General features: G+C 49.6%; 17 protein-coding genes and 1 other RNA gene. 8 read left to right on the top strand and 10 right to left on the bottom strand.

The annotated features are described in order from the left end of the window. The first annotated feature begins 307 nt into the window (after positions 1-307). Genes HMPREF2551_RS06175 through HMPREF2551_RS06185 form a run of 3 tightly spaced genes read left to right on the top strand, consistent with a single transcriptional unit; the run spans position 308 to position 3,233 of the window. Positions 308-1,087 carry a (Fe-S)-binding protein gene (locus HMPREF2551_RS06175; protein WP_049336155.1) on the top strand — a complete coding sequence of 260 codons (780 nt, stop codon included), beginning with the start codon at positions 308-310 and terminating at the stop codon, positions 1,085-1,087. Beyond that, positions 1,084-1,785, top strand: a complete 702-nt coding sequence (locus tag HMPREF2551_RS06180; RefSeq protein ID WP_049323226.1) for a LutC/YkgG family protein — start codon at positions 1,084-1,086, stop codon at positions 1,783-1,785. Before HMPREF2551_RS06175 ends, HMPREF2551_RS06180 begins: the two co-directional genes overlap by 4 nt. Then, complete coding sequence (locus HMPREF2551_RS06185) at positions 1,782-3,233, top strand: LutB/LldF family L-lactate oxidation iron-sulfur protein (RefSeq protein ID WP_070837900.1); 1,452 nt, start codon at positions 1,782-1,784, stop codon at positions 3,231-3,233. The genes HMPREF2551_RS06180 and HMPREF2551_RS06185 overlap by 4 nt, the downstream gene beginning before the upstream one ends. A gap of 191 nt (positions 3,234-3,424) precedes the next feature. Here the strand turns inward: HMPREF2551_RS06185 and HMPREF2551_RS06190 are convergent, their stop codons facing one another. Next, the gene (locus HMPREF2551_RS06190; protein ID WP_070837901.1) at positions 3,425-7,258 is read right to left on the bottom strand and encodes a DUF3683 domain-containing protein; all 3,834 of its coding nucleotides are present in this window, start codon (positions 7,256-7,258) and stop codon (positions 3,425-3,427) included. Between the two features lie 260 nt (positions 7,259-7,518). Between HMPREF2551_RS06190 and ffs the strand changes: the two genes are divergently transcribed. Further along, positions 7,519-7,615: signal recognition particle sRNA small type (ffs, locus tag HMPREF2551_RS06195), an RNA gene on the top strand. A gap of 117 nt (positions 7,616-7,732) precedes the next feature. On the opposite strand, the gene HMPREF2551_RS06200 is transcribed toward ffs, so the two are convergent. The 4 genes from HMPREF2551_RS06200 to HMPREF2551_RS06215 form a co-directional block, all read right to left on the bottom strand. After that, positions 7,733-8,950 (bottom strand): uracil-xanthine permease family protein, encoded by a 1,218-nt coding sequence (locus tag HMPREF2551_RS06200; RefSeq protein WP_070837902.1) that lies wholly within the window; start codon positions 8,948-8,950, stop codon positions 7,733-7,735. A gap of 167 nt (positions 8,951-9,117) precedes the next feature. After that, positions 9,118-9,429, bottom strand: coding sequence for a hypothetical protein (locus tag HMPREF2551_RS06205; protein ID WP_049323230.1), 312 nt, complete (start codon positions 9,427-9,429; stop codon positions 9,118-9,120). 62 nt (positions 9,430-9,491) lie between these two features. After that, positions 9,492-10,130 (bottom strand): hypothetical protein, encoded by a 639-nt coding sequence (locus tag HMPREF2551_RS06210; RefSeq protein WP_070837904.1) that lies wholly within the window; start codon positions 10,128-10,130, stop codon positions 9,492-9,494. Then, positions 10,130-11,392, bottom strand: coding sequence for a multifunctional CCA addition/repair protein (locus HMPREF2551_RS06215; RefSeq protein WP_070837906.1), 1,263 nt, complete (start codon positions 11,390-11,392; stop codon positions 10,130-10,132). The genes HMPREF2551_RS06210 and HMPREF2551_RS06215 overlap by 1 nt, the downstream gene beginning before the upstream one ends. Positions 11,393-11,584: 192 nt before the next feature. On the opposite strand from HMPREF2551_RS06215, the gene ung reads away from it, so the two are divergent. Then, positions 11,585-12,244: a uracil-DNA glycosylase gene (gene ung, locus HMPREF2551_RS06220; RefSeq protein ID WP_070837908.1), complete on the top strand. Its 660-nt coding sequence runs from the start codon at positions 11,585-11,587 to the stop codon at positions 12,242-12,244. 54 nt (positions 12,245-12,298) lie between these two features. Here the strand turns inward: ung and HMPREF2551_RS06225 are convergent, their stop codons facing one another. From HMPREF2551_RS06225 to HMPREF2551_RS06245, 5 genes are all read right to left on the bottom strand, one after another. Then, on the bottom strand, positions 12,299-13,372 hold the full coding sequence (locus tag HMPREF2551_RS06225; protein ID WP_070837910.1) for a sulfate/molybdate ABC transporter ATP-binding protein: 1,074 nt from the start codon (positions 13,370-13,372) through the stop codon (positions 12,299-12,301). Further along, positions 13,369-14,229 carry a sulfate ABC transporter permease subunit CysW gene (gene cysW / locus HMPREF2551_RS06230; protein WP_070837912.1) on the bottom strand — a complete coding sequence of 287 codons (861 nt, stop codon included), beginning with the start codon at positions 14,227-14,229 and terminating at the stop codon, positions 13,369-13,371. Before cysW ends, HMPREF2551_RS06225 begins: the two co-directional genes overlap by 4 nt. A gap of 84 nt (positions 14,230-14,313) precedes the next feature. Then, on the bottom strand, positions 14,314-15,150 hold the full coding sequence (cysT, locus tag HMPREF2551_RS06235; RefSeq protein WP_036490818.1) for a sulfate ABC transporter permease subunit CysT: 837 nt from the start codon (positions 15,148-15,150) through the stop codon (positions 14,314-14,316). A gap of 160 nt (positions 15,151-15,310) precedes the next feature. Then, the gene (locus tag HMPREF2551_RS06240; RefSeq protein ID WP_070837914.1) at positions 15,311-15,760 is read right to left on the bottom strand and encodes a DUF4124 domain-containing protein; all 450 of its coding nucleotides are present in this window, start codon (positions 15,758-15,760) and stop codon (positions 15,311-15,313) included. 13 nt (positions 15,761-15,773) lie between these two features. Then, positions 15,774-15,968 (bottom strand): hypothetical protein, encoded by a 195-nt coding sequence (locus tag HMPREF2551_RS06245; RefSeq protein WP_070838052.1) that lies wholly within the window; start codon positions 15,966-15,968, stop codon positions 15,774-15,776. A gap of 185 nt (positions 15,969-16,153) precedes the next feature. On the opposite strand from HMPREF2551_RS06245, the gene HMPREF2551_RS06250 reads away from it, so the two are divergent. The 3 genes from HMPREF2551_RS06250 to HMPREF2551_RS06260 all read left to right on the top strand — a co-directional run bounded on the left by HMPREF2551_RS06250 (position 16,154) and on the right by HMPREF2551_RS06260 (position 20,827). Next, complete coding sequence (locus HMPREF2551_RS06250) at positions 16,154-17,782, top strand: ABC-F family ATPase (RefSeq protein WP_003746799.1); 1,629 nt, start codon at positions 16,154-16,156, stop codon at positions 17,780-17,782. An 8-nt stretch (positions 17,783-17,790) separates the two neighbouring features. Then, positions 17,791-18,051: a hypothetical protein gene (locus tag HMPREF2551_RS06255; protein WP_003746797.1), complete on the top strand. Its 261-nt coding sequence runs from the start codon at positions 17,791-17,793 to the stop codon at positions 18,049-18,051. A gap of 307 nt (positions 18,052-18,358) precedes the next feature. Beyond that, entirely contained in the window at positions 18,359-20,827 is a 2,469-nt protein-coding gene (locus tag HMPREF2551_RS06260) for a calcium-binding protein (RefSeq protein ID WP_070837916.1), read from the top strand. Position 20,828: the final 1 nt, after the last annotated feature.

Below are 20,828 nucleotides of genomic sequence, written 5' to 3' on the forward strand. Positions count from 1 at the left end.
TTTGGGAAATATCGATTATTTTCATGACTTCTGATGTAAATCAAGATTCTATAAAGAGGTAGTTATTCAGTTTTAAATAGAGAGGGAATGTACGAGTTTCATTTATTAAAAAATGAATCCATCAGTTTTCTTATTGATAGTGGTTATTATGTAGATTATCAAGTTAATAAGGGAAAGCCCTCTGTCTGATTTGTCATGCTTTTTTAATATTATTTTTTAAAATTAGACTTGACCCGTTACAAGCAATTACTTAAAGTACCCATCTTAATTTTTATACAAGAAAACGGGTTGTCCCGTTCCAAAAAAAATGAGCGCAATCAAACCACCACAAATCACTGTATACGACAGCAAGCCGACCGATGTTTATTTCTTCGGTACTTGCGTTCTCGATATCTTCATGCCGGAAGCGGGTATGGATGCCATTACCTTAATCGAGCAACAAGGCATCCGCGTCCATTATCCAATGGAGCAAAGCTGTTGCGGCCAACCTGCCTATTCATCCGGCCATCCGAAAGAAGCTTTTGATGTGGCCAAAGCCCAATTGGATTTATTCCCGGAAAATTGGCCGATTGTTGTACCGTCTGGTTCTTGCGGCGGCATGATGAAACACCACTGGCCGACTTTGTTCAAAGGCACCGAGTACGAACAAAAAGCCATTGATTGCGCCAACCGTATCATTGAATTTACCCACTTCCTGCTGGCCATCGGCTACAAACCTGAAGATAAAGGCGAGCCGGTTAAAGTGGCCGTTCATACTTCTTGCGCGGCGCGTCGTGAGATGAATGTCCATTTGTCAGGCTGGCAGCTGATTGACGGCATGGAAAATGTCGAGCGTATCGTTCATGACCATGAAAGCGAGTGTTGCGGTTTTGGCGGTACATTCTCTGTCAAACAAGCCGATATTTCCGGCGCGATGGTAACCGACAAAGTCGCAGCCCTGAAAGAAACCGGCGCGACTGAAATCATCAGCGCGGACTGCGGCTGCATGATGAATATCGGCGGCAAAATCGCTAAAGACGAACCGAATATGCCACGTCCGAAACATATTGCATCTTTCCTGTTGGAACGCACCGGAGGTAAAGCATGAGCGCGCGCGAAAATATTTTGGCGAAATTGAAAAAAGCCGATGCCTTACCAATGGAAGAGCCGCCGGTTTTCGATTATTACCGTGAAATGGGTGTTTCTTGGGCTAACGATGTCGAACGCTTGAAACATTGGGCGGCTGCCATGCGTGCCGTCAAAACGGAAATCTATTGGGTTACTAAAACCAATTGGCCGCAAGTATTCCGCCAAGCAGCCGAAGGCAAAGGTTTGAAAAACATTCTGTTGCCATTGGAAACAGAACACGGCCAGCTGGCTCGTGCAGCTTTGGCCGATACCGATATCGAACCGCGCGGTTTTGAGCGAAAAATCGACGACTGGAAAAACGAATTCTTTGCCGATATTGAGGCCGGATTTAGCGGCTCTAAATGCGGTATTGCCCGTACTGGTACGATTATGCTGGAGTCTAGTCCTCTGGAGCCGCGCAGCCTGAGTTTGGTTCCGCCTGTGCATTTCTGCCTGTTTGACACCAGCAAAATGTACAACGAATTCCATAATGCTGTTGAAGGCGAAAAACTGGTAGAAAAAGGTATGCCTACCAACGTTATTTTGATTTCCGGCCCGTCTAAGACTGCCGATATTCAATTGACTTTAGCCTATGGTGCACACGGTCCGCGTGATTTGGTGGTTTTGGCCGTTCTACCTGATCATATTTCCCCTGCCGATTTGGAGGAAAAAGCATGAGTTCCCAAACCATTAAATTCCATATGAAGCCGGAAACGTTCAAGCAAAACGCTGCGATTTCTTTGCAAGACAAGCCTCTGCGTAAAAGCTTGCGTACGGCGATGGATATGCTGATGACCAAGCGCAAAGCTGTTTTGACAGATGAAGAAGAGCTGCAAAGCCTGCGGGATTTATGTGAACACGTCCGTCAGCGTTCTTTGTCCAAATTACCTGCATTATTGGAACAATTAGAAGCAAACCTGACCAAGCTGGGCGTTAAAGTCCACTGGGCGGAAACACCGGCCGAAGCCTGCCAAATCATTCACAACATTATTACCGATAAAAACGGCAAGCTGATGGTGAAAGGCAAATCTATGGTCAGTGAAGAAATCGAGCTGAACCATTATCTGCAAGACCGGGGTATCAAAGCGGTTGAAAGCGACTTGGGCGAGTTTATCGTTCAAATGGCCGGCGAGAAGCCAACCCATATCGTGATGCCTGCCATTCACAAGACCAAAGAGCAGGTGAGCGAGCTTTTCCATCAAAATCTTGGTACTCCATTAACGGACGACGTAGACCAGCTGACCGGATTTGCGCGTAAAGCCTTGCGTGATATTTACAGCACTGCTGATGTCGGTTTGAGTGGTGTGAACTTTGCCGTTGCAGAAACAGGCACTTTGTGTCTGGTTGAAAACGAAGGTAACGGCCGCTTGAGTACCACTGTGCCGCCTGTGCACATCGCCATTACCGGTATTGAAAAAGTGGTTGCGAAACTGTCGGATGTGCCGCCTTTATACAGCCTGTTGCCACGTTCAGCTATCGGTCAGAACATTACCACTTATTTCAATATGATTACCGGTCCTCGCCGTAGCGAAGAACTGGACGGTCCTCAAGAAATGCACTTGGTTCTGCTCGACAACGGCCGTAGCCAAGCCTATGCAGAAGATCAAATGCGCCGTACCTTGCAATGTATCCGTTGTGGCGCGTGTATGAACCACTGTCCGGTTTACACCCGTATCGGTGGCGCGGCATATGGCACAACCTATCCCGGCCCGATTGGCGAGATTATCTCTCCGCATTTGTTGGGCTTGGATGCGACACGCGATCTACCGACTGCGTGTACCATGTGCGGCGCGTGTGTCGAAGTTTGCCCGGTACGCATTCCGATTACCGAACAAATGCAACGTCTGCGCGTTGAAGCACAACGTTCGCCAACAGAAGCCGTTCCTCATCCTATCCGCGGTCAAGGCGCATCGCATACCTTCGGCGAGCAAATGGCATGGCGAACCTTTAACGGCATTTTCAGCGGCAGTAAGGCTTATCGAGCATTCGGCTGGGCTGCTACCAAATTCCGTGCATTGACGCCAAGCAAACAGCTGGGCTGGACGGATAACCGTGTTCCGATGAAACCGGCTAAGAAAACGCTGCATCAACTGATGGCAGAGAAGCTCCAGAAAGAAAAAGCATAAGGCTTGATCAATAAAACCTGAGGTATATAAAAGCCCTCAGGTTTTATTTTTTATTGAATACTGCTGGTGTGGCATCGTTATTTGTAAAGGCATTTGATTTGATTGTTTTATCTTGATTATTTTGAATAAAAAGGCTGTCTGAAAGATTTTCAGACGGCCTTTATTACAGCCAAAAGTTTTTGTCTAAGTCCTTAGAGCAATACTTTTTCTACGCCGCCGTTGTTGGCTTTTTTTACGAACTCGTCCAGCCAGTTTTCGCCGAGAATATGTTTCGCCATTTCGATGACGATGTAGTCGGCGGGCATGTCGTTGTCGTCGGCGTAGCGGCTTAGGCCTTGCAGGCAGGCGGGGCAGGAGGTGAGCATTTTGACGGGTTCGCCCTGCGGCAGTTCTTTGAGGTTTTTCTCGATTTCTTCCTGTTTGCGGAATTTGACTTGGGTGGCGATGTCGGGGCGTTTGACGGCGAACATGCCGGATTCGCCGCAGCAGCGGTCGCTTAAAACGACTTTCTGCCCCATGAGGCTGCTTGCCATTTGGGTGGCGTTCATGGTTTTGATGGGCGTGTGGCAGGGGTCGTGGTAGAGGTATTGCTGACCTTTCACGCCGTTCAGTTTCACGCCTTTTTCGAGCAGGTACTCGTGGATGTCGATGATACGGCAACCTGGGAAGATTTCCTCAAAACGATATTTTTCCAGTTGGTCGTAGCAGGTACCGCAACTGACGACGACGGTTTTGATGTCGAGGTAGTTGAGGGTGTTTGCCATACGGTGGAAAGCCACGCGGTTGTTGGTGCTCATTTGCTCGGCTTTTGCCTTGTTTCCGCCCGCGTCCTGCGGATAGCCGCAACACATATAGCCGGGCGGCAGGACGGTTTGTACGCCGACGTGCCAGAGCATGGCTTGAACAGCGAGTCCGATTTGACTGAACAAACGCTCAGAACCGCAGCCGGGGAAGTAGAACACGGCTTCGGCATCTTCAGGCGTGGCGGGGTTACGGATGATGGGGATGCTTTTGTCGTCTTCGATGCCGAGCATGGAGCGCGGTGTTTTGGCGGGCACGCTTTTGGGCAAAGGACGGTTGATGAAGTGGATGATTTGTTCTTTGACCGGGGCGGTGCCGACGGTGGCTTTGGGTTCGGCTTTTTGCTTTTTGGTGCCGATTGGAAGAAGTTTGCCGATTTTGTAGGCAAAGTTTTGCGCTGGGAAGCCGGTCTGTATCATGGCGGCGCGAAGGGCTTTGATGGTTTTAGGGCCGGTGGCGTTCAAAAATGCCATGCCCATCGATGCGGCGGGCGCGAAGCGTTTGTGGCCGGAATCGGCAAGGTAGTTGCGGATGGCTACGGTTACGTCGCCGAAGTCGATGTTGACGGGGCAGGGTTTGACGCAGCGGTGGCACACGGTGCAGTGGTCACCGATGTCCATAAGTTCTTCAAAGTGTTTGATGGAAACGCCGCGGCGGGTTTGTTCTTCGTATAAGAAGGCTTCGGTCAAGAGCCCCACGCCAAGGATTTTGTTGCGCGGGCTGTACAACAGGTTGGCGCGCGGAACGTGGGTGGAGCAGACGGGTTTGCATTTGCCGCAGCGCAGGCAGTCTTTGACGGAATCGGCGATGGTGCCGAGGTCTGATTTTTCCATAATCAGCGATTCCGCGCCCAACAGCTCGAACGATGGCGTGTAGGCGTTGCGTAAGTCCGAGCCTTTCATCAGTTTGTGGCGGTTGAAGGTGTGTTTGGGATCGACTTGGTTTTTGTAGTTCCAAAACGGCTGCAAGTCTTCATCGGTCAGAAATTCGAGCTTGGTGATGCCGATGCCGTGTTCGCCGGAAATCACGCCACCGAGCGAGCGGGCGAGTTTCATGATGCGCTCGACCGAACGGTAGGCCGTCTGAAGCATTTGGGCGTCGTCTGAATTGACGGGGATGTTGGTGTGGACGTTGCCGTCGCCGGCGTGCATATGCAGGGCGACAAAGACACGGCTGCGTACGGTTTTGGCATGGATTTTTCCCAAACCTTGGATAATTTTGGTGTCGGTTTTGCCGCTGAAGATTTCGGCGAGCGGTTTCATTACGTCTTCTTTGACGGACACGCGCAGGCGGAAGTCGCGGAATGCGGTGAAACAGCTCTCGTCGTCTTTGGCTTCGGGTGCGGCATGGACGGCTGCACCGTAGCGGGCTTTGTAGTCGGCAAGCGGCGTATCCAGATGGGCGAGCAACCAGTCCCAACGTTCTTTAACGGCGGAAACATGGGCAAGGGCGTGTTTGCCGCGTTCGCCCAAAAGTTCGGCGGTCGGCAGGTCCGTGCCCATTTTGTCGATGGGGAGTTTGCCGGACAGATATTGCTCTAATTCAGCACAGAGTTTGAGTTTGTTTTGGATGGAAAGCTCGATGTTGATGCGTTCGATGCCGTCCGAATACTCGCCCAGCCGCTCCAGCGGAATCACTACGTCTTCGTTGATTTTAAAGGCGTTGGTGTGTTTGGCGATGGCGGCGGTGCGGCTGCGGTCGAGCCAGAAGGTTTTGCGCGCTTCGGGCGACACGGCGATAAAGCCTTCGCCGTCGCGGGCGCGGGCAAGTTCGCAGATGTGTTCGGCGGCTGCCTGTACGGCGGCTTCGTCGTCTGAAACCACGTCCGCCAGCAAGACCATTTTCGGCCGCCCTTTACCTGCCGCTTTGGTGGCGTAGCCGACGGCGCGGACATAACGCCAGTCCAAATGCTCCAAACCTGCCAGCCGAACGCTGTCGTGGGCGAGCAGGAAATCGCGGATTTCGACGATGGACGGCGTGGCGGTGGCGACTGTGCCGAAAAACTCCATACACACGGTGCGCGTGTATTTCGGCATTTTATGCAACACGAAGGCGACGCTGGTGATGATGCCGTCCGTGCCTTCTTTTTGCACGCCGGGCAAACCGCTCAAGAATTTGTCGGTAACGTCTTTGCCCAAACCGACTTTGCGGAATTTGTGACCGGGGATTTCCAAGCGTTCGGTTTTAACGATATTGAGGCCGTCTGAATCCAGCGTGTGAACGTCAAACACGGCGGTTTCTTCGTCGTGGATTTTGCCGAAATTGTGGCGCACGCGCTCGATGCGCAGCCATTCGCCCTGCGGGTTGACCATCTGCCAGTAGGCGAGGTTGTCCAACGCCGTCCCCCACAGCACGGCTTTTTTGCCGCCCGCGTTCATCGCCACATTGCCGCCCACGCAGGATGCGTCGGCGGAAGTCGGATCGACGGCAAACACCAAACCCGCCTGATGCGCGGTTTCTTCCACACGCCGCGTTACCACGCCCGCGCCGCAATGGATAATCGGATGTTTGCCGTCCAAGCCCGCCAGTTCGACAAATTCGACGCCGCGATGCTTGTCCAGCTTTTCCGTATTGATGACTGCGCTCATCGCATCCAAAGGCACGGCGCCACCGGTATAACCCGTGCCGCCGCCGCGCGGGATAATGACCAAATCCAGCTCGATTAAGGCGCGTACCAAAGGCGCGACTTCCGCCTCCGTGTCGGGATTGACGACGACAAACGGATATTCGACACGCCAGTCGGTCGCATCGGTAACGTGCGTCACCCGCGCCAGCCCGTCAAACATAATATTGTGCGGCTTGGTGATTTTGCTCAAACGTTCCAAAATCTGCCGCCGCTTTTGGCGCGTTTCGTCAAAGCTGCCGTCAAAACGCTCGACCGCCTTTTCCGCTGCCGCAACCAATACATCGACTTGCGGATTGTCGTCGCGGCGTTTGCGGATTTCGTTCAAACGGTGGCGCATTTCGCGTACCAGTGCGGCGCGGCGTTTCGGGTGTTCCAGCAAATCATCGACCAGATACGGATTGCGCACGACCACCCAAATATCGCCCAATACTTCAAACAGCATTCGTGCCGAACGTCCTGTTTTGCGTTGACCGCGCAGGTCTTGTAAAATTTGCCAGGCTTCGTCACCCAACAGTCGGATGATGATTTCGCGGTCGGTGTAGGAAGTATAGTTGTAGGGAATTTCCCGAATACGCTGCGGGGCGGTAGTCGTGGTCATGGTTGAGTTCCGTTGATAGGTATAATGTTTTTATATTAAAGGCCGTCTGAAAAATGCAATTTCTTCTTGATGGCGTAAAGTGTTAATGTAGTGTAATTTTCGATATTTTTCAACGGAAAAGCCAATAAACATTTCAATGGGAATGATTTGCAACTGGGTGATATTGTTTACAATCTTGTCGTGTAAATGGTTTTCAGACGGCCTGACAGATTTTATCGCTTGAGTTTTTCTGTAAAACCGCTATAATGCGTTTCTTCTATGGCGGGTCTCCCCGCATGGTAATTCGGAACACCGGGTCAGGGGCGGAAGCCAGCAGCCCACTCTGATGAGCCAGTGCCGGGGGTTCGGCTCGCCACCTTATTCAAAAATGCCGGAGATGATTGAGTCTCCGGCATTTTTCATTGTATAAAGCGTAATAAAAAGGCCGTCTGAAACCTTATTTTCAGACGGCCTTTGAGTTTATGAACCAGCTATTTATGCTTCTTCTGATTTTGTATTGGGCAAAACACAGTTCAGGATAATGGCCAATACGGCGCATAAACCTACACCGGCGAAGCTTAAAGTACCTACTTTGATAATCATGCCGCCGATGCCGGTGGTCAATACGGAGCTGACGATAACCAGGTTTTTCGGCTGCATCAAATCGACTTTCGCATCAATCAATGTTTTGATGCCCAAAGAGGCGATAGTGCCGAACAGCAGCAACATAATGCCGCCCATAACCGGCATAGGAATCGAAGCCAAAAACGCGTTGAATTTACCGAAAAACGCCATGAAAATCGCAAAAATTGCTGCCCAAGTCATGATGACGGGGTTGCTGTTTTTGGTAATCATCACCGCTCCGGTTACCTCGCCGTAAGTGGTTACAGGAGGGCCGCCGATCAAACCGGCCACGCACACGCCCAAGCCGTCGCCAGCGAGGGTTTTGTCCAAGCCTGGGTCTTTGGTGTAGTTTTTTCCGGTTACATTACCGATGGCCATAATGCCGCCGATGTGTTCGATGGCCGGGGCGATGGCAACGGGCAACATAAACAAGGCAGCCTGCCAGTTGACTTGAGGCGTTTCAAAATGAGGGACGGCAAACCAAGGAGCATTGATGATGGCGCTGGTATCGACCAGGCCCATGATTAAAGCTAACACATAGCCGGAAGCCACGCCGATCAAAATCGGAATCAGCTTCATCATTTTGCTGCCGAAGACAGAAACAATGACGGTTACCGCAAAGGTAAAGCCGGACAGAATCAGCGAATCGATATAGTCGATGACCTGCTTGCCGCCTGATTGACCCATGGCCATGCTGCTGGCTGCAGCGGCCACGGACAAGCCGATTACCATAATCACCGGGCCGATAACCACGGGCGGCAACAGTTTGTGTACCGCATCCAGACCACGCCATCTGATCAATGCGGCAAAAACAAAGTACATGAAGCCGGCCGCAAACAGACCGAACATGGTAGAAGGCAGGCCCCATTCGCCGATGGAGTAGATAATCGGTGCAATAAAGGCAAAAGAAGAGCCGAGGAAAATCGGCACTTTACGTTTGGTAACCAATTGGAACAACAAGGTGCCCAAGCCTGCGCCCAATAATGCCAAAGCCGGGTTCAGTCCCGTCAGAAGCGGCACAAGCACCATGGCACCGAATGCGACAAACAAAATCTGCGCACCGGCTACCGCCGTTTTAAGCTGATTCATAAAAGCTCCGAAGAAAATTCAAACGGCGCAGATTATACTGATTTATCCTAATTGTGAACATTTATTTACAAAAGGCCGTCTGAATAGATGTAACGATGACACCTGTTCAGACGGCCTTATTCGATAGCGAATGGTTAGTAACTTATCAAAATCGATTAGGAAAATTTTTAGCCGCGTGTTTCTCGCCAAACCAGATAATCGCGCAGGGGCGGCATGGGCGGATTGATGCAGTGCGGACAGATGCCAGTGGTGTCTTCGTCGTCGCTGTCGATATGGTAGGCGTTGGGGTCAAAGCGCACCTGCTGCATCACCGCTTGCGCCAATGCTTGTTCCTGTACGACATCGAATTCAAATTTCTCCAAAATCTCATTCAATAGGCGGATTTCGCCGTCGCTGAAAGATTCGCTGTGTTTGACAATGAGGCGTTGATAATCTTCATTGCTGATTTTTTTGTGAAGTAAATCGGTCTGGATGGTCATGATTTTATTGTTGAAATAAGATGGTCAAGATGCGGATTATAGCGGATATTGTGGTGGCTGTTTCAAAGGGCGTCTTTAAGTTGACGGGCTTTGGCGGATGTGGGGATAAATCTGTTCAATTCAATATTGACTGTCTGAAAATCGCGGCTATCAAAAAAATTGCCGATACGTATGGTTTTTCCCTGATAATCGAAAGCCCATGCGCCTTGCCCACATTTTTGGATACGTAAAATATTGGGGACATTGTGAATTTTTCGTTTCATACCATTTTGGTAGAGGTTTTCATTTGGCAACCTCTGTTTCCTTCCTTGTGCTACAGGAGCTTTGGGAATATGGTCACAAGAATGCCATTCGGAGATTTCTGACAACGGGAAACTACGCCAACGCCCAATGGAGAACAAGGTATAACCATGAGACAGAGTATGGTTACGGATCTTGATGTTTTCACGTCCGAAAAGTTGCCAAAGAAGGCAGTAAACAAGCGAACCCACTAAGTAGAAAGTAAAAAGTAAAGGGATGAGAATAGCTTCAAAATGAGTGAAATAATGCTCTTCAAGGTAAAACGGCGCGATGCATGTAAGAGCAAAGGAAAATATAAGAAATACCGCAGTAGAACCAATTTCCTGCGAGTCATGTACAACACGAGCAGACACAGTAATGCCCTTGGGAGTGTGATTGATTTTATAACGAGAAGATGCCATCAATAGCCTCCTAATTTGTCTGCCTGATACGCTTTTTGCAACGGTGTAATTTGCGCCAAGCGGGCATGATCGATTTGTTCGGCAATTAAATGGGCTTTGCCTTGCGCGCGGCACTCGGCGGCGATTTTGCCTGCATCTACTTGGTTGGCAGCTTCAAGTAAAGCCAGCCAGTGTTCGCGTTGCGGATAGGGGGTGTCTTCAAGGTTCAGACGGCCTTGTTTGTCGGCCACGCAGACGTTTAAGGCCGTCTGAAAACGTTCTGGGCGGCGGAATGCATCGGTTTTTTTCAAAACCTTCAAAATGGTTTTGCTTTTGAACTGCCCGACTTGGTGGAACATGATGTGCCAGCGGCAGACGAGTTCGGCAAGCTCGGCGCAGTGTTTGGGCGCGCGCAGGCGTTGATTGACTTTGCGGACGGGTTCGACTCCGTTGATGTCGTGTCCGTAGTGTTTCGGCAGGATATCGGCCGGTGTTTTTGCCTTGCCCAAGTCGTGTAATAAGGCGGCATAGCGTTCGGCGAGGGACAGATTCATTTCGGCGGCCCGTTGTACAACCATCAGCGTATGGATACCGCTGTCGATTTCGGGATGATAGTCGGCGCGTTGCGGTACGCCGAAAAGGGCATCAAGCTCGGGCAGCAAGACTTTGAGTGCGCCGCATTCGCGTAAAACTTCAATCATTCGGCGCGGATTTTTTTCCATCAAGCCTTTGGTCAATTCCTGCCAGACACGTTCGGCAACCAAGGCATCCGCTTCGCCGTTTTCTACCATTTGCCGCATCAGCGACATGGTTTCATCGGCAATTTGAAACCCATAACGCGCGGCAAAACGGGCGATACGCAAAATACGCACGGGATCTTCGGCAAAGGCGGGCGAAACGTGGCGCAGGATGCCGGCCGCCAAATCTTGTTGTCCGCCAAAGGGATCGATGATCGTGCCGTCTGAATCCTGAGCCATGGCATTGATGGTCAGGTCGCGGCGCATCAGGTCTTGTTCCAGCGTAACGTCTTTATCGGCATGAAAACTGAATCCGGCATAGCCTTTGGCGGTTTTGCGCTCGGTACGGGCGAGGGCGTATTCTTCGTGGCTGTCCGGATGGAGAAAGACGGGAAAATCTTTGCCGACCGGCTGATAGCCTTGAGCCAACATGGTTTGCGCATCTGCACCGACGACTACCCAGTCGCGGTCTTTGACGGGCAGGCCTAACAGATGATCGCGGACGGCACCGCCGACAAGATAGGTTTGGATGGTTTGTATATTCATATAAAAATTGAACGATATAAAAAGGCCGTCTGAAAAGCCGTATTGGTTTTTCAGACGGCCTGATTCAGAATGCTATTATGACGCTTTAGGCTTGTTGCTGTCGATAATCTTCAGTCCGGTGGCGGCAACAAACCATATCGTTATGCGGCATATCCTTTATAATAAGCCCATTCAAATACGGAGCGGCAAATAATGCAAACTTGGCACGAGGCGATTGGTGCGGAAAAAGAAAAGGCGTATTTTCAAACGATTTTGGAGAAGGTTCGCCACGAAAGGCAGGCGGGGATAACCGTTTATCCGCCTGAGCGCGATGTATTCAATGCCTTTCGGACGACGGAGTTTGGAAGTGTAAAAGTAGTGATTTTGGGGCAAGACCCGTATCACGGTGCGGGTCAGGCGCATGGTTTGGCGTTTTCCGTGCAACCCGAAATTGCGGTGCCGCCGTCGCTGGTCAATATTTATAAAGAGCTGGCGACGGATATTGAGGGCTTTCAGATTCCGCAACACGGCTATTTGCAGCATTGGGCGGAACAGGGCGTGTTGCTGTTGAACACGGTGTTGACTGTCCGTGCCGGTGTGGCGCATTCCCATGCGACCTTCGGTTGGGAGGCATTTACCGATGAAGTTATCCGACAATTGGATAAGGAGCGCGAGCATTTGGTCTTTATGCTGTGGGGCAGCCATGCGCAGAAGAAAGGCGCGTTTATCGACCGCAACCGTCATTTGGTGCTGACCGCGCCGCATCCTTCGCCTTTATCGGCATATCGCGGCTTTTTCGGTTGCAAACATTTTTCGCAGGCAAACGCTTATTTGCAGGCAAATGGTTTAGAGCCGATTGATTGGCAGGTTTAAATAAGATGAAAGGCCGTCTGAAAGCAGATTTTCAGACGGCCTTATGATTTGGTCTCAAATCGAATATTCAATCAGCTCGTTTTGAGAAAAGACATAAACCTGTTTAGGAATCAGCTTCAATTCTTTACCTTCGGCGATTTGGTAACGTGCGGCATCGCTGCCTGCCAGCGTGATATGCACGTCTTGTTTGTCGTGTTTCACCAGAATATGCGTCAATGCACCGACGGCGTGGATTTTTTCAATTTTGGCACGAATCATCGGCGTTTCGTTTTCGGCGGCAAGCTGCCATTCATGTGGGCGGATATAGCCGATGGCGGTTTGCTCCTGCCATTTGTATTGCGCGTCCAATTTCCATTCGAAACCGTGGTAATGCCAAATGCCTTTTTCGATGCGTCCTTCAAATGCATCGGTTTCGCCAAGGAACTCGGTAACAAAGGCGTTTTCTGGTTTGCGGTAAATAGCTTCGGCGCTGCCGGTTTGTTCGATTTTGCCGTGGTTCATGACGACGATTTCGTCGGAAACTTCGAGAGCTTCTTCTTGGTCGTGCGTGACCAGAATGCTGGTTACGCCTAGGTTGTGATGGATGTCGCGCAGCCAGGTACGCAATTCTTTGCGCACTTTGGCATCCAGCGCGCCGAAGGGTTCGTCCAGGAGCAGGAGTTTGGGTTCGACGGCGAGGGCGCGGGCGAGGGCGATGCGTTGGCGTTGGCCGCCGGAGAGCTGGTGCGGATAGGATTTTGCCAAATGCGAGAGCTGCACGAGTTTGAGCAATTCTTCGACTTTGGCGCGGATTTGTTCTTTGGACGGGCGTTCAGACTTGGGCAATACGGTCAAACCGAAAGCAATGTTGTCAAATACGTTCATGTGGCGGAAGAGGGCGTAGTGTTGGAACACAAAACCGATTTTACGTTCGCGCACATGCTTGGCGGTTACGTCTTGCCCGTCAAAGAGAATTTGGCCGCCGTCGGCGTTTTCCAGTCCGGCGATGATGCGCAGGAGCGTGGTTTTGCCGCAGCCTGATGGGCCGAGCAGGGAAACGAGTTTGCCGGTGGGGACGTTGAGGTTGATGTTTTTCAGCGCGTGGAAACTGCCGAAGTGTTTGTTTAGATTTTGAATAGTAATGCTCATGCTGCGTTCCTTTCGGCGGCGGCGAGTTTTTTATCTTGTAATTTGGTAATGATGTTTTGCACCAGCAAGGTTGCCAAGGCTAAGAGTGCCAATACGCCGGAGAGGGCGAATGCGCCGGTGAAATTGTATTCGTTGTAGAAGATTTCGACCAAAAGCGGGATGGTGTTGGTTTCGCCGCGAATGTGCCCCGATACCACGCTGACCGCGCCAAACTCGCCCATCGCGCGGGCGTTGGTAAGAATGATGCCGTAGAGCAGCGCCCATTTGATGTTGGGCAGGGTAACGCGCCAAAACATCTGCCAGCCGTTTGCGCCGAGTATCAGCGCGGCCTGTTCTTCGCTGTCGCCCTGCGCCTGCATTAAAGGAATGATTTCGCGTGCGACAAAGGGAAAGGTAACGAACAGCGTTGCCAAAATAATGCCCGGAATGGCGAAGATAATCTGTATGCCTTGCGCTTCGAGCCAGCTGCCCAACGCCGTGTGCGCGCCGAACAATAAGACGAACATCAAACCGGCCACCACGGGCGATACGGAAAACGGCAAATCGAGCAGGGTGGTCAGCAACTGCTTGCCGCGAAAATCAAAACGGGTCAGCAGCCACGCCATCGCCACGCCCAATACGGCATTGACGGGAACGACAATCAGCGCGGTAATCAGCGTCAATTTGATGGCAGACCAAGCTTCGGGATCGGTTAGAGATTGCAGGTATAAATCCCAACCGCCTTTTAAGGCTTCATAGAATACGGCAACCAAAGGCACGACCAGCATCAGCAGCAGAAAGCCCAAGGCGGTAGCGGTCAGCAATACGCGCAGCCAACGCGGTTCGCTCAAGTTTGGATTGGTGGAATGGGTTTTCATGGTAGGGTAGTCTCGATTTATTCTTGTATCTGTTTGGGCCGTCTGAAAAATGTTTGCTTAATGTTTCAGACGGCCTGTTGTTTGTTAAACCCTCGCTCCGGCGCGGCGGCTTAAAGTCCATTGCATAATGTTTAAAATCAGCAGGATGACAAACGAAATCATCAGCATAAACAGAGCAACGGCAGACGCGCCCTGAGCATCGTATTGCTCCAGTTTGCCGGTAATAATCAAGGGCAGGATTTCAGACACCATCGGAATATTGCCCGCGATAAAGATAACTGAGCCGTATTCGCCGGTAGAGCGGGCAAACATCATGCCTGCGCCGGTCAACAGGGCTGGTGTGATTTCAGGCAAAAGGACGCGGCGGAACGTAGTCCAACGGCTTGCACCCAAAGTTGCCGCCGCTTCTTCATACTCGCCCGACAATTCTTCCAATACCGGCTGCACGGCGCGGACGATAAAGGGCAGGCTGACGACAATCAGCGCAATCCAGATGCCGGTGGGCGTAAAGGCGATTTTGATGCCCAAAGGCTCGAAAAAACGGCCTATCCAGCCATTGGGGGCGTATAGGGTTGCCAACGCAATGCCTGTTACCGCCGTCGGCAGCGCAAACGGCAAATCGACTAAAGCGTTTACTAATCCTTTGCCCGGAAATTCATAGCGCACCAATACCCAGGCAACCAATGTACCGAACACGATATTGGTCAACATCGCATAAAACGACATCCGCAAGCTCAGCCAGACGGCCGCCAAGACATTGGGTTCGGAAATCGTGTTCCAAAATCCGCTCCAGCCGATTTCCGCTGCTTTGGCCGCCATCATGGCAAACGGCAAAACCACCAAAAGCGACAGGCATAAAACCGTCAAACCCAGGCTGAGCTTGAAACCCGGCAATACAGAAGGCGTTTTGAGTAACAACATAATGGCAACCGTCAAAATTTAATACGCGCTTACTTTAACAAGGCCGTCTGGAAACTGGAAAGAATGCTTTGTTTGGTATAAAGACGATTTTGTTATATTGAAGACATGAAAAGGCCGTCTGAACATCAAATTTCAGACGGCCTTGCTGGTGTGATAAGGATCAATAGGCAACAGGATCTTGAGAGGCAGGCTGGCGTTGCGCTGCATCGTAGTTTTCCTGAGCCGAGCGGACGGCTTTTTCCAAACCGTTGATCCGTTCGAGATAACGGGCATAGTTGCGTTCATTGCCATAACGCACTTTTTTGCCTTCTTCCAAATTTTTCTTGGCGGTATCCAAAACACGCTTGGCCGCGCCGACGTCAGCCGGATTGACTGGGGCGACAGCTTCTTCCGCTTGCTCGGTTTTGCTTGGGGAAGTCGGCGTTACCGGTGTTGAAACAGGCGCAGGAGTATATACGGACGGTTTGCCGATATTGCTGGCTTTGCAGTTTTTGCCGCCGGCTTGGGTATAGACTTTGCGGCCGGCAGAATCGGTACATTCAAAAATAGGCGCGGCGGAAACCGCAGTTGTCAAAGTGAGCAGTAATGTGCTGAACCAAATTTTGTTCATTTTTTATTTTTCCTTAAAACCATTTCCACCAAACAAACAAAGCCGCAATCATGATGATGTTGGCGAAGAGTATGGGTTTCCACTGTCTGGGCGTGCGCCGCAATTCAGTGCCAGAACGCGTGCGGCGGATATAGAAAAACGGGCTGAGCAGCATGGAAGCGGCACATACCAAAATAATCACGGCGTAATAGATTTTGTGCGTTTCCATATCGTTTCTCCGTTTCAGACGGCCTGAAAGGCTGCCTACAACGCGTTTTGGCGCGAAGCGTTGCCTGTTTTCATCTTGCATCGGTATTGGGCACATTTGCCATGGCCTCAATCCTGAGGTCTTTGCAAAAATATGCTACAATCGCGTCCGATTATAACATTCTATTTATAAAGGTTTTACGAATAATGATTTCTACCAACGGCATCACCATGCAGTTCGGCGCAAAGCCGCTGTTTGAAAACGTATCCGTCAAATTCGGCGAAGGCAACCGTTACGGCTTGATCGGCGCCAACGGCTCAGGCAAGTCCACCTTCATGAAAATCCTCGGCGGCGATTTGGAACAGACTGCCGGCGAAGTGGCGATTGAAAACGGCGTGCGTTTGGGTAAATTGCGCCAAGACCAGTTTGCCTACGAAGACATGCGCGTGCTGGACGTGGTGATGATGGGTCACACCGAAATGTGGGCGGCGATGACCGAGCGTGATGCGATTTACGCTAATCCTGAAGCTACTGAAGACGATTACATGAAAGCCGCCGAACTGGAAGCTAAGTTCGCCGAATACGACGGCTACACTGCCGAAGCGCGCGCTGCCGAATTGTTGAGCGGCGTGGGTATTTCCGAAGATTTGCACAATGCGACCATGGCGGAAGTTGCCCCGGGCTTCAAGCTGCGCGTATTGCTGGCGCAAGCCCTGTTCTCCAAACCAGATGTATTGCTCTTGGATGAACCGACCAATAACTTGGACATCAATACCATCCGTTGGTTGGAAGGCGTGTTGAACCAATACGACTCCACCATGATTATCATCTCGCACGACCGTCACTTTTTGAACGAAGTCTGCACGCACATGGCGGATTTGGACTACAACACCATCACCATCTATCCGGGTAACTACGACGACTATATGCTCGCTTCCGCCCAATCGCGTGAGCGCGCCCTGAAAGACAACGCCAAAGCCAAAGAGAAACTGCAAGAGCTGCAAGAGTTCGTCGCCCGCTTCTCTGCCAACAAATCGAAAGCCCGTCAGGCAACCAGCCGTCTGAAACAGGCAGACAAAATCAAATCGGAAATGGTCGAAGTCAAACCTTCTACCCGTCAAAACCCGTATATCCGTTTTGAAGCCGATGAAAAAGCCAAGTTGCACCGTCAGGCTGTGGAAGTTGAAAAACTGGCCAAACGTTTTGAAACCCAGTTGTTTAAAAACCTGAACTTCATCCTTGAAGCCGGTCAACGCCTTGCCATCATCGGCCCGAACGGCGCAGGTAAATCTACCCTGCTGAAACTTTTGGCCGGCGCGTACAACCCCGAATATTCAGACGGCCTGTTGCCGGACGAAGGCACCATCAAATGGGCAGAAAAAGCCAGTGTCGGCTACTATCCGCAAGACCATGAAAACGACTTCGACGTTGATATGGATTTGACTGAATGGATGCGTCAATGGGGCCAGGAAGGCGATGACGAACAAGTCATCCGCGGCACTTTGGGCCGCTTGCTCTTCGGCAGCAACGATGTCGTGAAAAAAGTGAAGGTTCTCTCCGGTGGCGAAAAAGGCCGTATGCTTTATGGCAAACTGTTGCTGTTGAAACCCAATGTCTTAGTTATGGACGAACCGACCAACCACATGGACATGGAAAGCATCGAATCCTTGAACATGGCGCTGGAAAAATACAACGGCACGCTGATTTTCGTATCGCACGACCGTCAGTTTGTATCTTCGCTGGCTACCCAAATCATTGAATTGGATGGCAAAGGCGGATATGAACACTACTTGGGCGATTACGAAAGCTATCTGGAGAAAAAAGGAATTGTGTAGGAAATAGCATGAATGCAAACCTTAAAAAACTACTGCAAAACCTGCTTGCGCTAATCGTGTTGCCTGTACTGGGCTGGTACATTACGCTTGGAGACGCTGTAAATGTTGTCGACACTGAACATGCTTCTCGTAAAGGCCGAGCAGTGGCTTGGTTATTTAATGAGTTTGGTGCAACCGGCGTTTGGGGCTTCTTGGGCATAATTTGGATTGCCTGCCTGATTTTAGCCATTCGTTCATACAAAGCATGGCAAAAGGATAAGTCACAGTAAATTAAGGTTCTAGATAGTATGTACTTGCTAGAAGAAAATATCCATATGAATCATTGAATTGAATGATACATCTGAATATAAACAGGTAATTGAAAGATATCTGGAAAAAAAGGTTTGGCTTAAATCTTTACCCACAATCTAATAAGGCATTGAGATGCCGTCTGAAAATTTCTATATTTTCAGACGGCATTTTCTTTTCAAAATTAAACAATAGTATATTGAACTTTTATGCCAAAATTATGACTAATAAAAGCTTTTTTGCAAAAGAATAACTCAATATTACGACATTTTTGAAGGAATATATTAAATGGTAAACATTAAAAAAGCAGTACCCGATGCCTCTCAATATGGTGCCAAACTTGGCTATACGACTTATGAGGCAGAACAAGGTGAACTGAAAAACGGTGTTGTTAAAAATGCCCCTTCTTCAGAGGCAGAACACGCAACTGCCCGTGAAGCAAGCGGTCAGGCATATGTTGATTTGCCGACTAATGCATCTGTGTCATTTATTGCACAAGCAGATGCCAATGCCGTAACCGTCCGTTATACCGTCCCTGACGGTGAAAGTGGTAAAGTAGAAGTCAAAGTCAATAATACAGTGATCGGTACTTTGGATTTGTCTTCCAAATCCAACTGGCAATATTTGGATAACTATACATATCATCCGGATGGCGATATTAAAGTTCATGATACACCCGCGGCAGATAGGCTTGCCCGCTTCCAATTTGACGAAGTCAGCCAATTATTTAAAGATGCCCATATTAATAAAGGAGATACAGTTACCATCACTAATCTCGACAGCACACCCGTAGGCATTGACTTGGTTGATTTGGAAAAGGCACCGGACGCCATTAGACAGCCTGAAAACAGTGTCAGCATTACTGATTTCGGTGCAGTCGCCAATGACGGCTCGGATGATTACCAGGCATTTATGAAGGCAGTAGAAGCTGCAAAGAATACAGAACATAAGACTGTTTATATCCCCGAAGGCCAATTTGATTTTTCACGCCCAATTTCTCTTTATGTTCCTGATGGTATTAAGATTACCGGTGCAGGGCAATGGCACACCAAGTTACATTTTTTGAATACAGAAGCTGCTAAATACGATGATAAGGGTTATGCGAGCGGTGGCGGTGGTATTACTTTTGAACCCGGTAGTAAAGATATAGATTTGGGCAATCTTTCTATAGATTCAAATCTAAATTCAAGACATGATGAGAAAGCCAATTATAAAGGGATATCCGGCACTTTAGGTACTGGCTCTTCTATTCACGATATCAAAATTGAACATTTTGAAGCTGGTGTTTGGATTGGGGATTATTCTAAAAACAAACCTTTAAATTACACCGATGGTTTGACTATCTCCAATGCCACTATTCGTAATAACTTTGCAGACGGCGTTAACTTTGCCCAAGGGACCAGCAATTCCACCGTTATCAATTCCAATATCCGCGGCAATGGTGATGATGGCTTAGCAACATGGTCAAGTCATCATGAGAATACCAATGCCCATGTTGCTGAAAATAACCGCTTTTTGAATAATACCGTTGAATTAGGCTGGCGTGCAGCAGGTATTGGTATCTTTGGCGGTAAAGGTCATGAAGTAGCCAATAACCTTATCAAAGATAATGCCAATTGGGGTGGCGTACGCTTAAACACTGTATTCAAAAACAGCCATAATTTTGATTTCAATGATACGGGTATTTCCGTTCACGATAACTTACTGGTAAACAACGGGACTAATGCCGACACATATGGTCGTGTTAAAGGTTCTATCGATTTGGAAGAAGGCAGGGATTATGCTACTCCCAACAAAGATATTTTGGGAGAACTTAACAATATCAAAATTGAAAATAACACTATTGTGAATAATCTTTCCGAGCAAGAAATTACCAAAACCCGTAATCCTAAAGAAGGCAATATTCCGGAGTCTGTAAACGAGACTACATTGACCATCGAAAATAATCACAGCCTTTCGGTAGCAGAAAATAATTCTGCAAAAAATGTAGCGGAAGTAGATGATCACAGTCTTACCCAAGCCTCGCTTCATTTAGGGGAGGATAACATCATAACCATTACGGACAGCAGCCATGCTCTTGTCAGCGGTGGCGATGGCAATGACCGGATCAGAGGTAGTTTGGGTAATGATACGATTAACGGTGATTCAGGTGATGATGTCATTTTCGGCTATGATGGAGACGATCGTCTTAATGGTGGTATGGGCAATGATTCTGTACATGGAGGTAATGGCAACGATACCTTATGGGGAGAAAGTGGCGATGACCGTTTGAGTGGGGGTGATGGCGACGATGTTTTATTCGGCGGACAAGGAACCGATTACTTGGTTGGCGGCAAGGGTGCCGATACTTATGTTTTCAGCCTTGGAGAAGGTAAGGATACGATTGTCGATAATGTGGGTGAACATAATGCGTTGCAATTCGGCCAAAATATCTCTGTTAATGACCTGCACATTGATGTTGCCACCGATGTTCGAGGCAATACTGATTGGAAAATTACCATCAAGGGATCAGAAGGGGACAGCATTACCATCAATGATCAGTTCGTTTCCGGTAAAACTGATGCTGTGATTGATACCTTCCGTTTCGATGAAGGTACATTGAGCCTGCAAGAGTTGATGGGTAGATTGTCAGGTAACGGCAATATCAGTCATTTGTCAGCCGTCAATACGCACACTGAGCGCATGAGCTACTCGTCTGTCAATACGGCTGATGTTCACGATGACGCAGCATCTGCCGCCAACGCTGGAATCATTTAAT

The sequence above is a fragment of the Neisseria sp. HMSC066H01 genome (assembly GCF_001837375.1).
In the GTDB taxonomy this organism is placed as follows: domain Bacteria; phylum Pseudomonadota; class Gammaproteobacteria; order Burkholderiales; family Neisseriaceae; genus Neisseria.

Bases quoted from the DNA above. Each gene is read 5' to 3' on its own strand.
- HMPREF2551_RS06175 (WP_049336155.1), top strand. From the start codon at position 308: ATGAGCGCAATCAAACCACCACAAATCACTGTATACGACAGCAAGCCG.
- HMPREF2551_RS06180 (WP_049323226.1), top strand. From the start codon at position 1,084: ATGAGCGCGCGCGAAAATATTTTGGCGAAATTGAAAAAAGCCGATGCC.
- HMPREF2551_RS06185 (WP_070837900.1), top strand. From the start codon at position 1,782: ATGAGTTCCCAAACCATTAAATTCCATATGAAGCCGGAAACGTTCAAG.
- HMPREF2551_RS06190 (WP_070837901.1), bottom strand. From the start codon at position 7,258: ATGACCACGACTACCGCCCCGCAGCGTATTCGGGAAATTCCCTACAAC.
- HMPREF2551_RS06200 (WP_070837902.1), bottom strand. From the start codon at position 8,950: ATGAATCAGCTTAAAACGGCGGTAGCCGGTGCGCAGATTTTGTTTGTC.
- HMPREF2551_RS06205 (WP_049323230.1), bottom strand. From the start codon at position 9,429: ATGACCATCCAGACCGATTTACTTCACAAAAAAATCAGCAATGAAGAT.
- HMPREF2551_RS06210 (WP_070837904.1), bottom strand. From the start codon at position 10,130: ATGGCATCTTCTCGTTATAAAATCAATCACACTCCCAAGGGCATTACT.
- HMPREF2551_RS06215 (WP_070837906.1), bottom strand. From the start codon at position 11,392: ATGAATATACAAACCATCCAAACCTATCTTGTCGGCGGTGCCGTCCGC.
- ung (WP_070837908.1), top strand. From the start codon at position 11,585: ATGCAAACTTGGCACGAGGCGATTGGTGCGGAAAAAGAAAAGGCGTAT.
- HMPREF2551_RS06225 (WP_070837910.1), bottom strand. From the start codon at position 13,372: ATGAGCATTACTATTCAAAATCTAAACAAACACTTCGGCAGTTTCCAC.
- cysW (WP_070837912.1), bottom strand. From the start codon at position 14,229: ATGAAAACCCATTCCACCAATCCAAACTTGAGCGAACCGCGTTGGCTG.
- cysT (WP_036490818.1), bottom strand. From the start codon at position 15,150: ATGTTGTTACTCAAAACGCCTTCTGTATTGCCGGGTTTCAAGCTCAGC.
- HMPREF2551_RS06240 (WP_070837914.1), bottom strand. From the start codon at position 15,760: ATGAACAAAATTTGGTTCAGCACATTACTGCTCACTTTGACAACTGCG.
- HMPREF2551_RS06245 (WP_070838052.1), bottom strand. From the start codon at position 15,968: ATGGAAACGCACAAAATCTATTACGCCGTGATTATTTTGGTATGTGCC.
- HMPREF2551_RS06250 (WP_003746799.1), top strand. From the start codon at position 16,154: ATGATTTCTACCAACGGCATCACCATGCAGTTCGGCGCAAAGCCGCTG.
- HMPREF2551_RS06255 (WP_003746797.1), top strand. From the start codon at position 17,791: ATGAATGCAAACCTTAAAAAACTACTGCAAAACCTGCTTGCGCTAATC.
- HMPREF2551_RS06260 (WP_070837916.1), top strand. From the start codon at position 18,359: ATGGTAAACATTAAAAAAGCAGTACCCGATGCCTCTCAATATGGTGCC.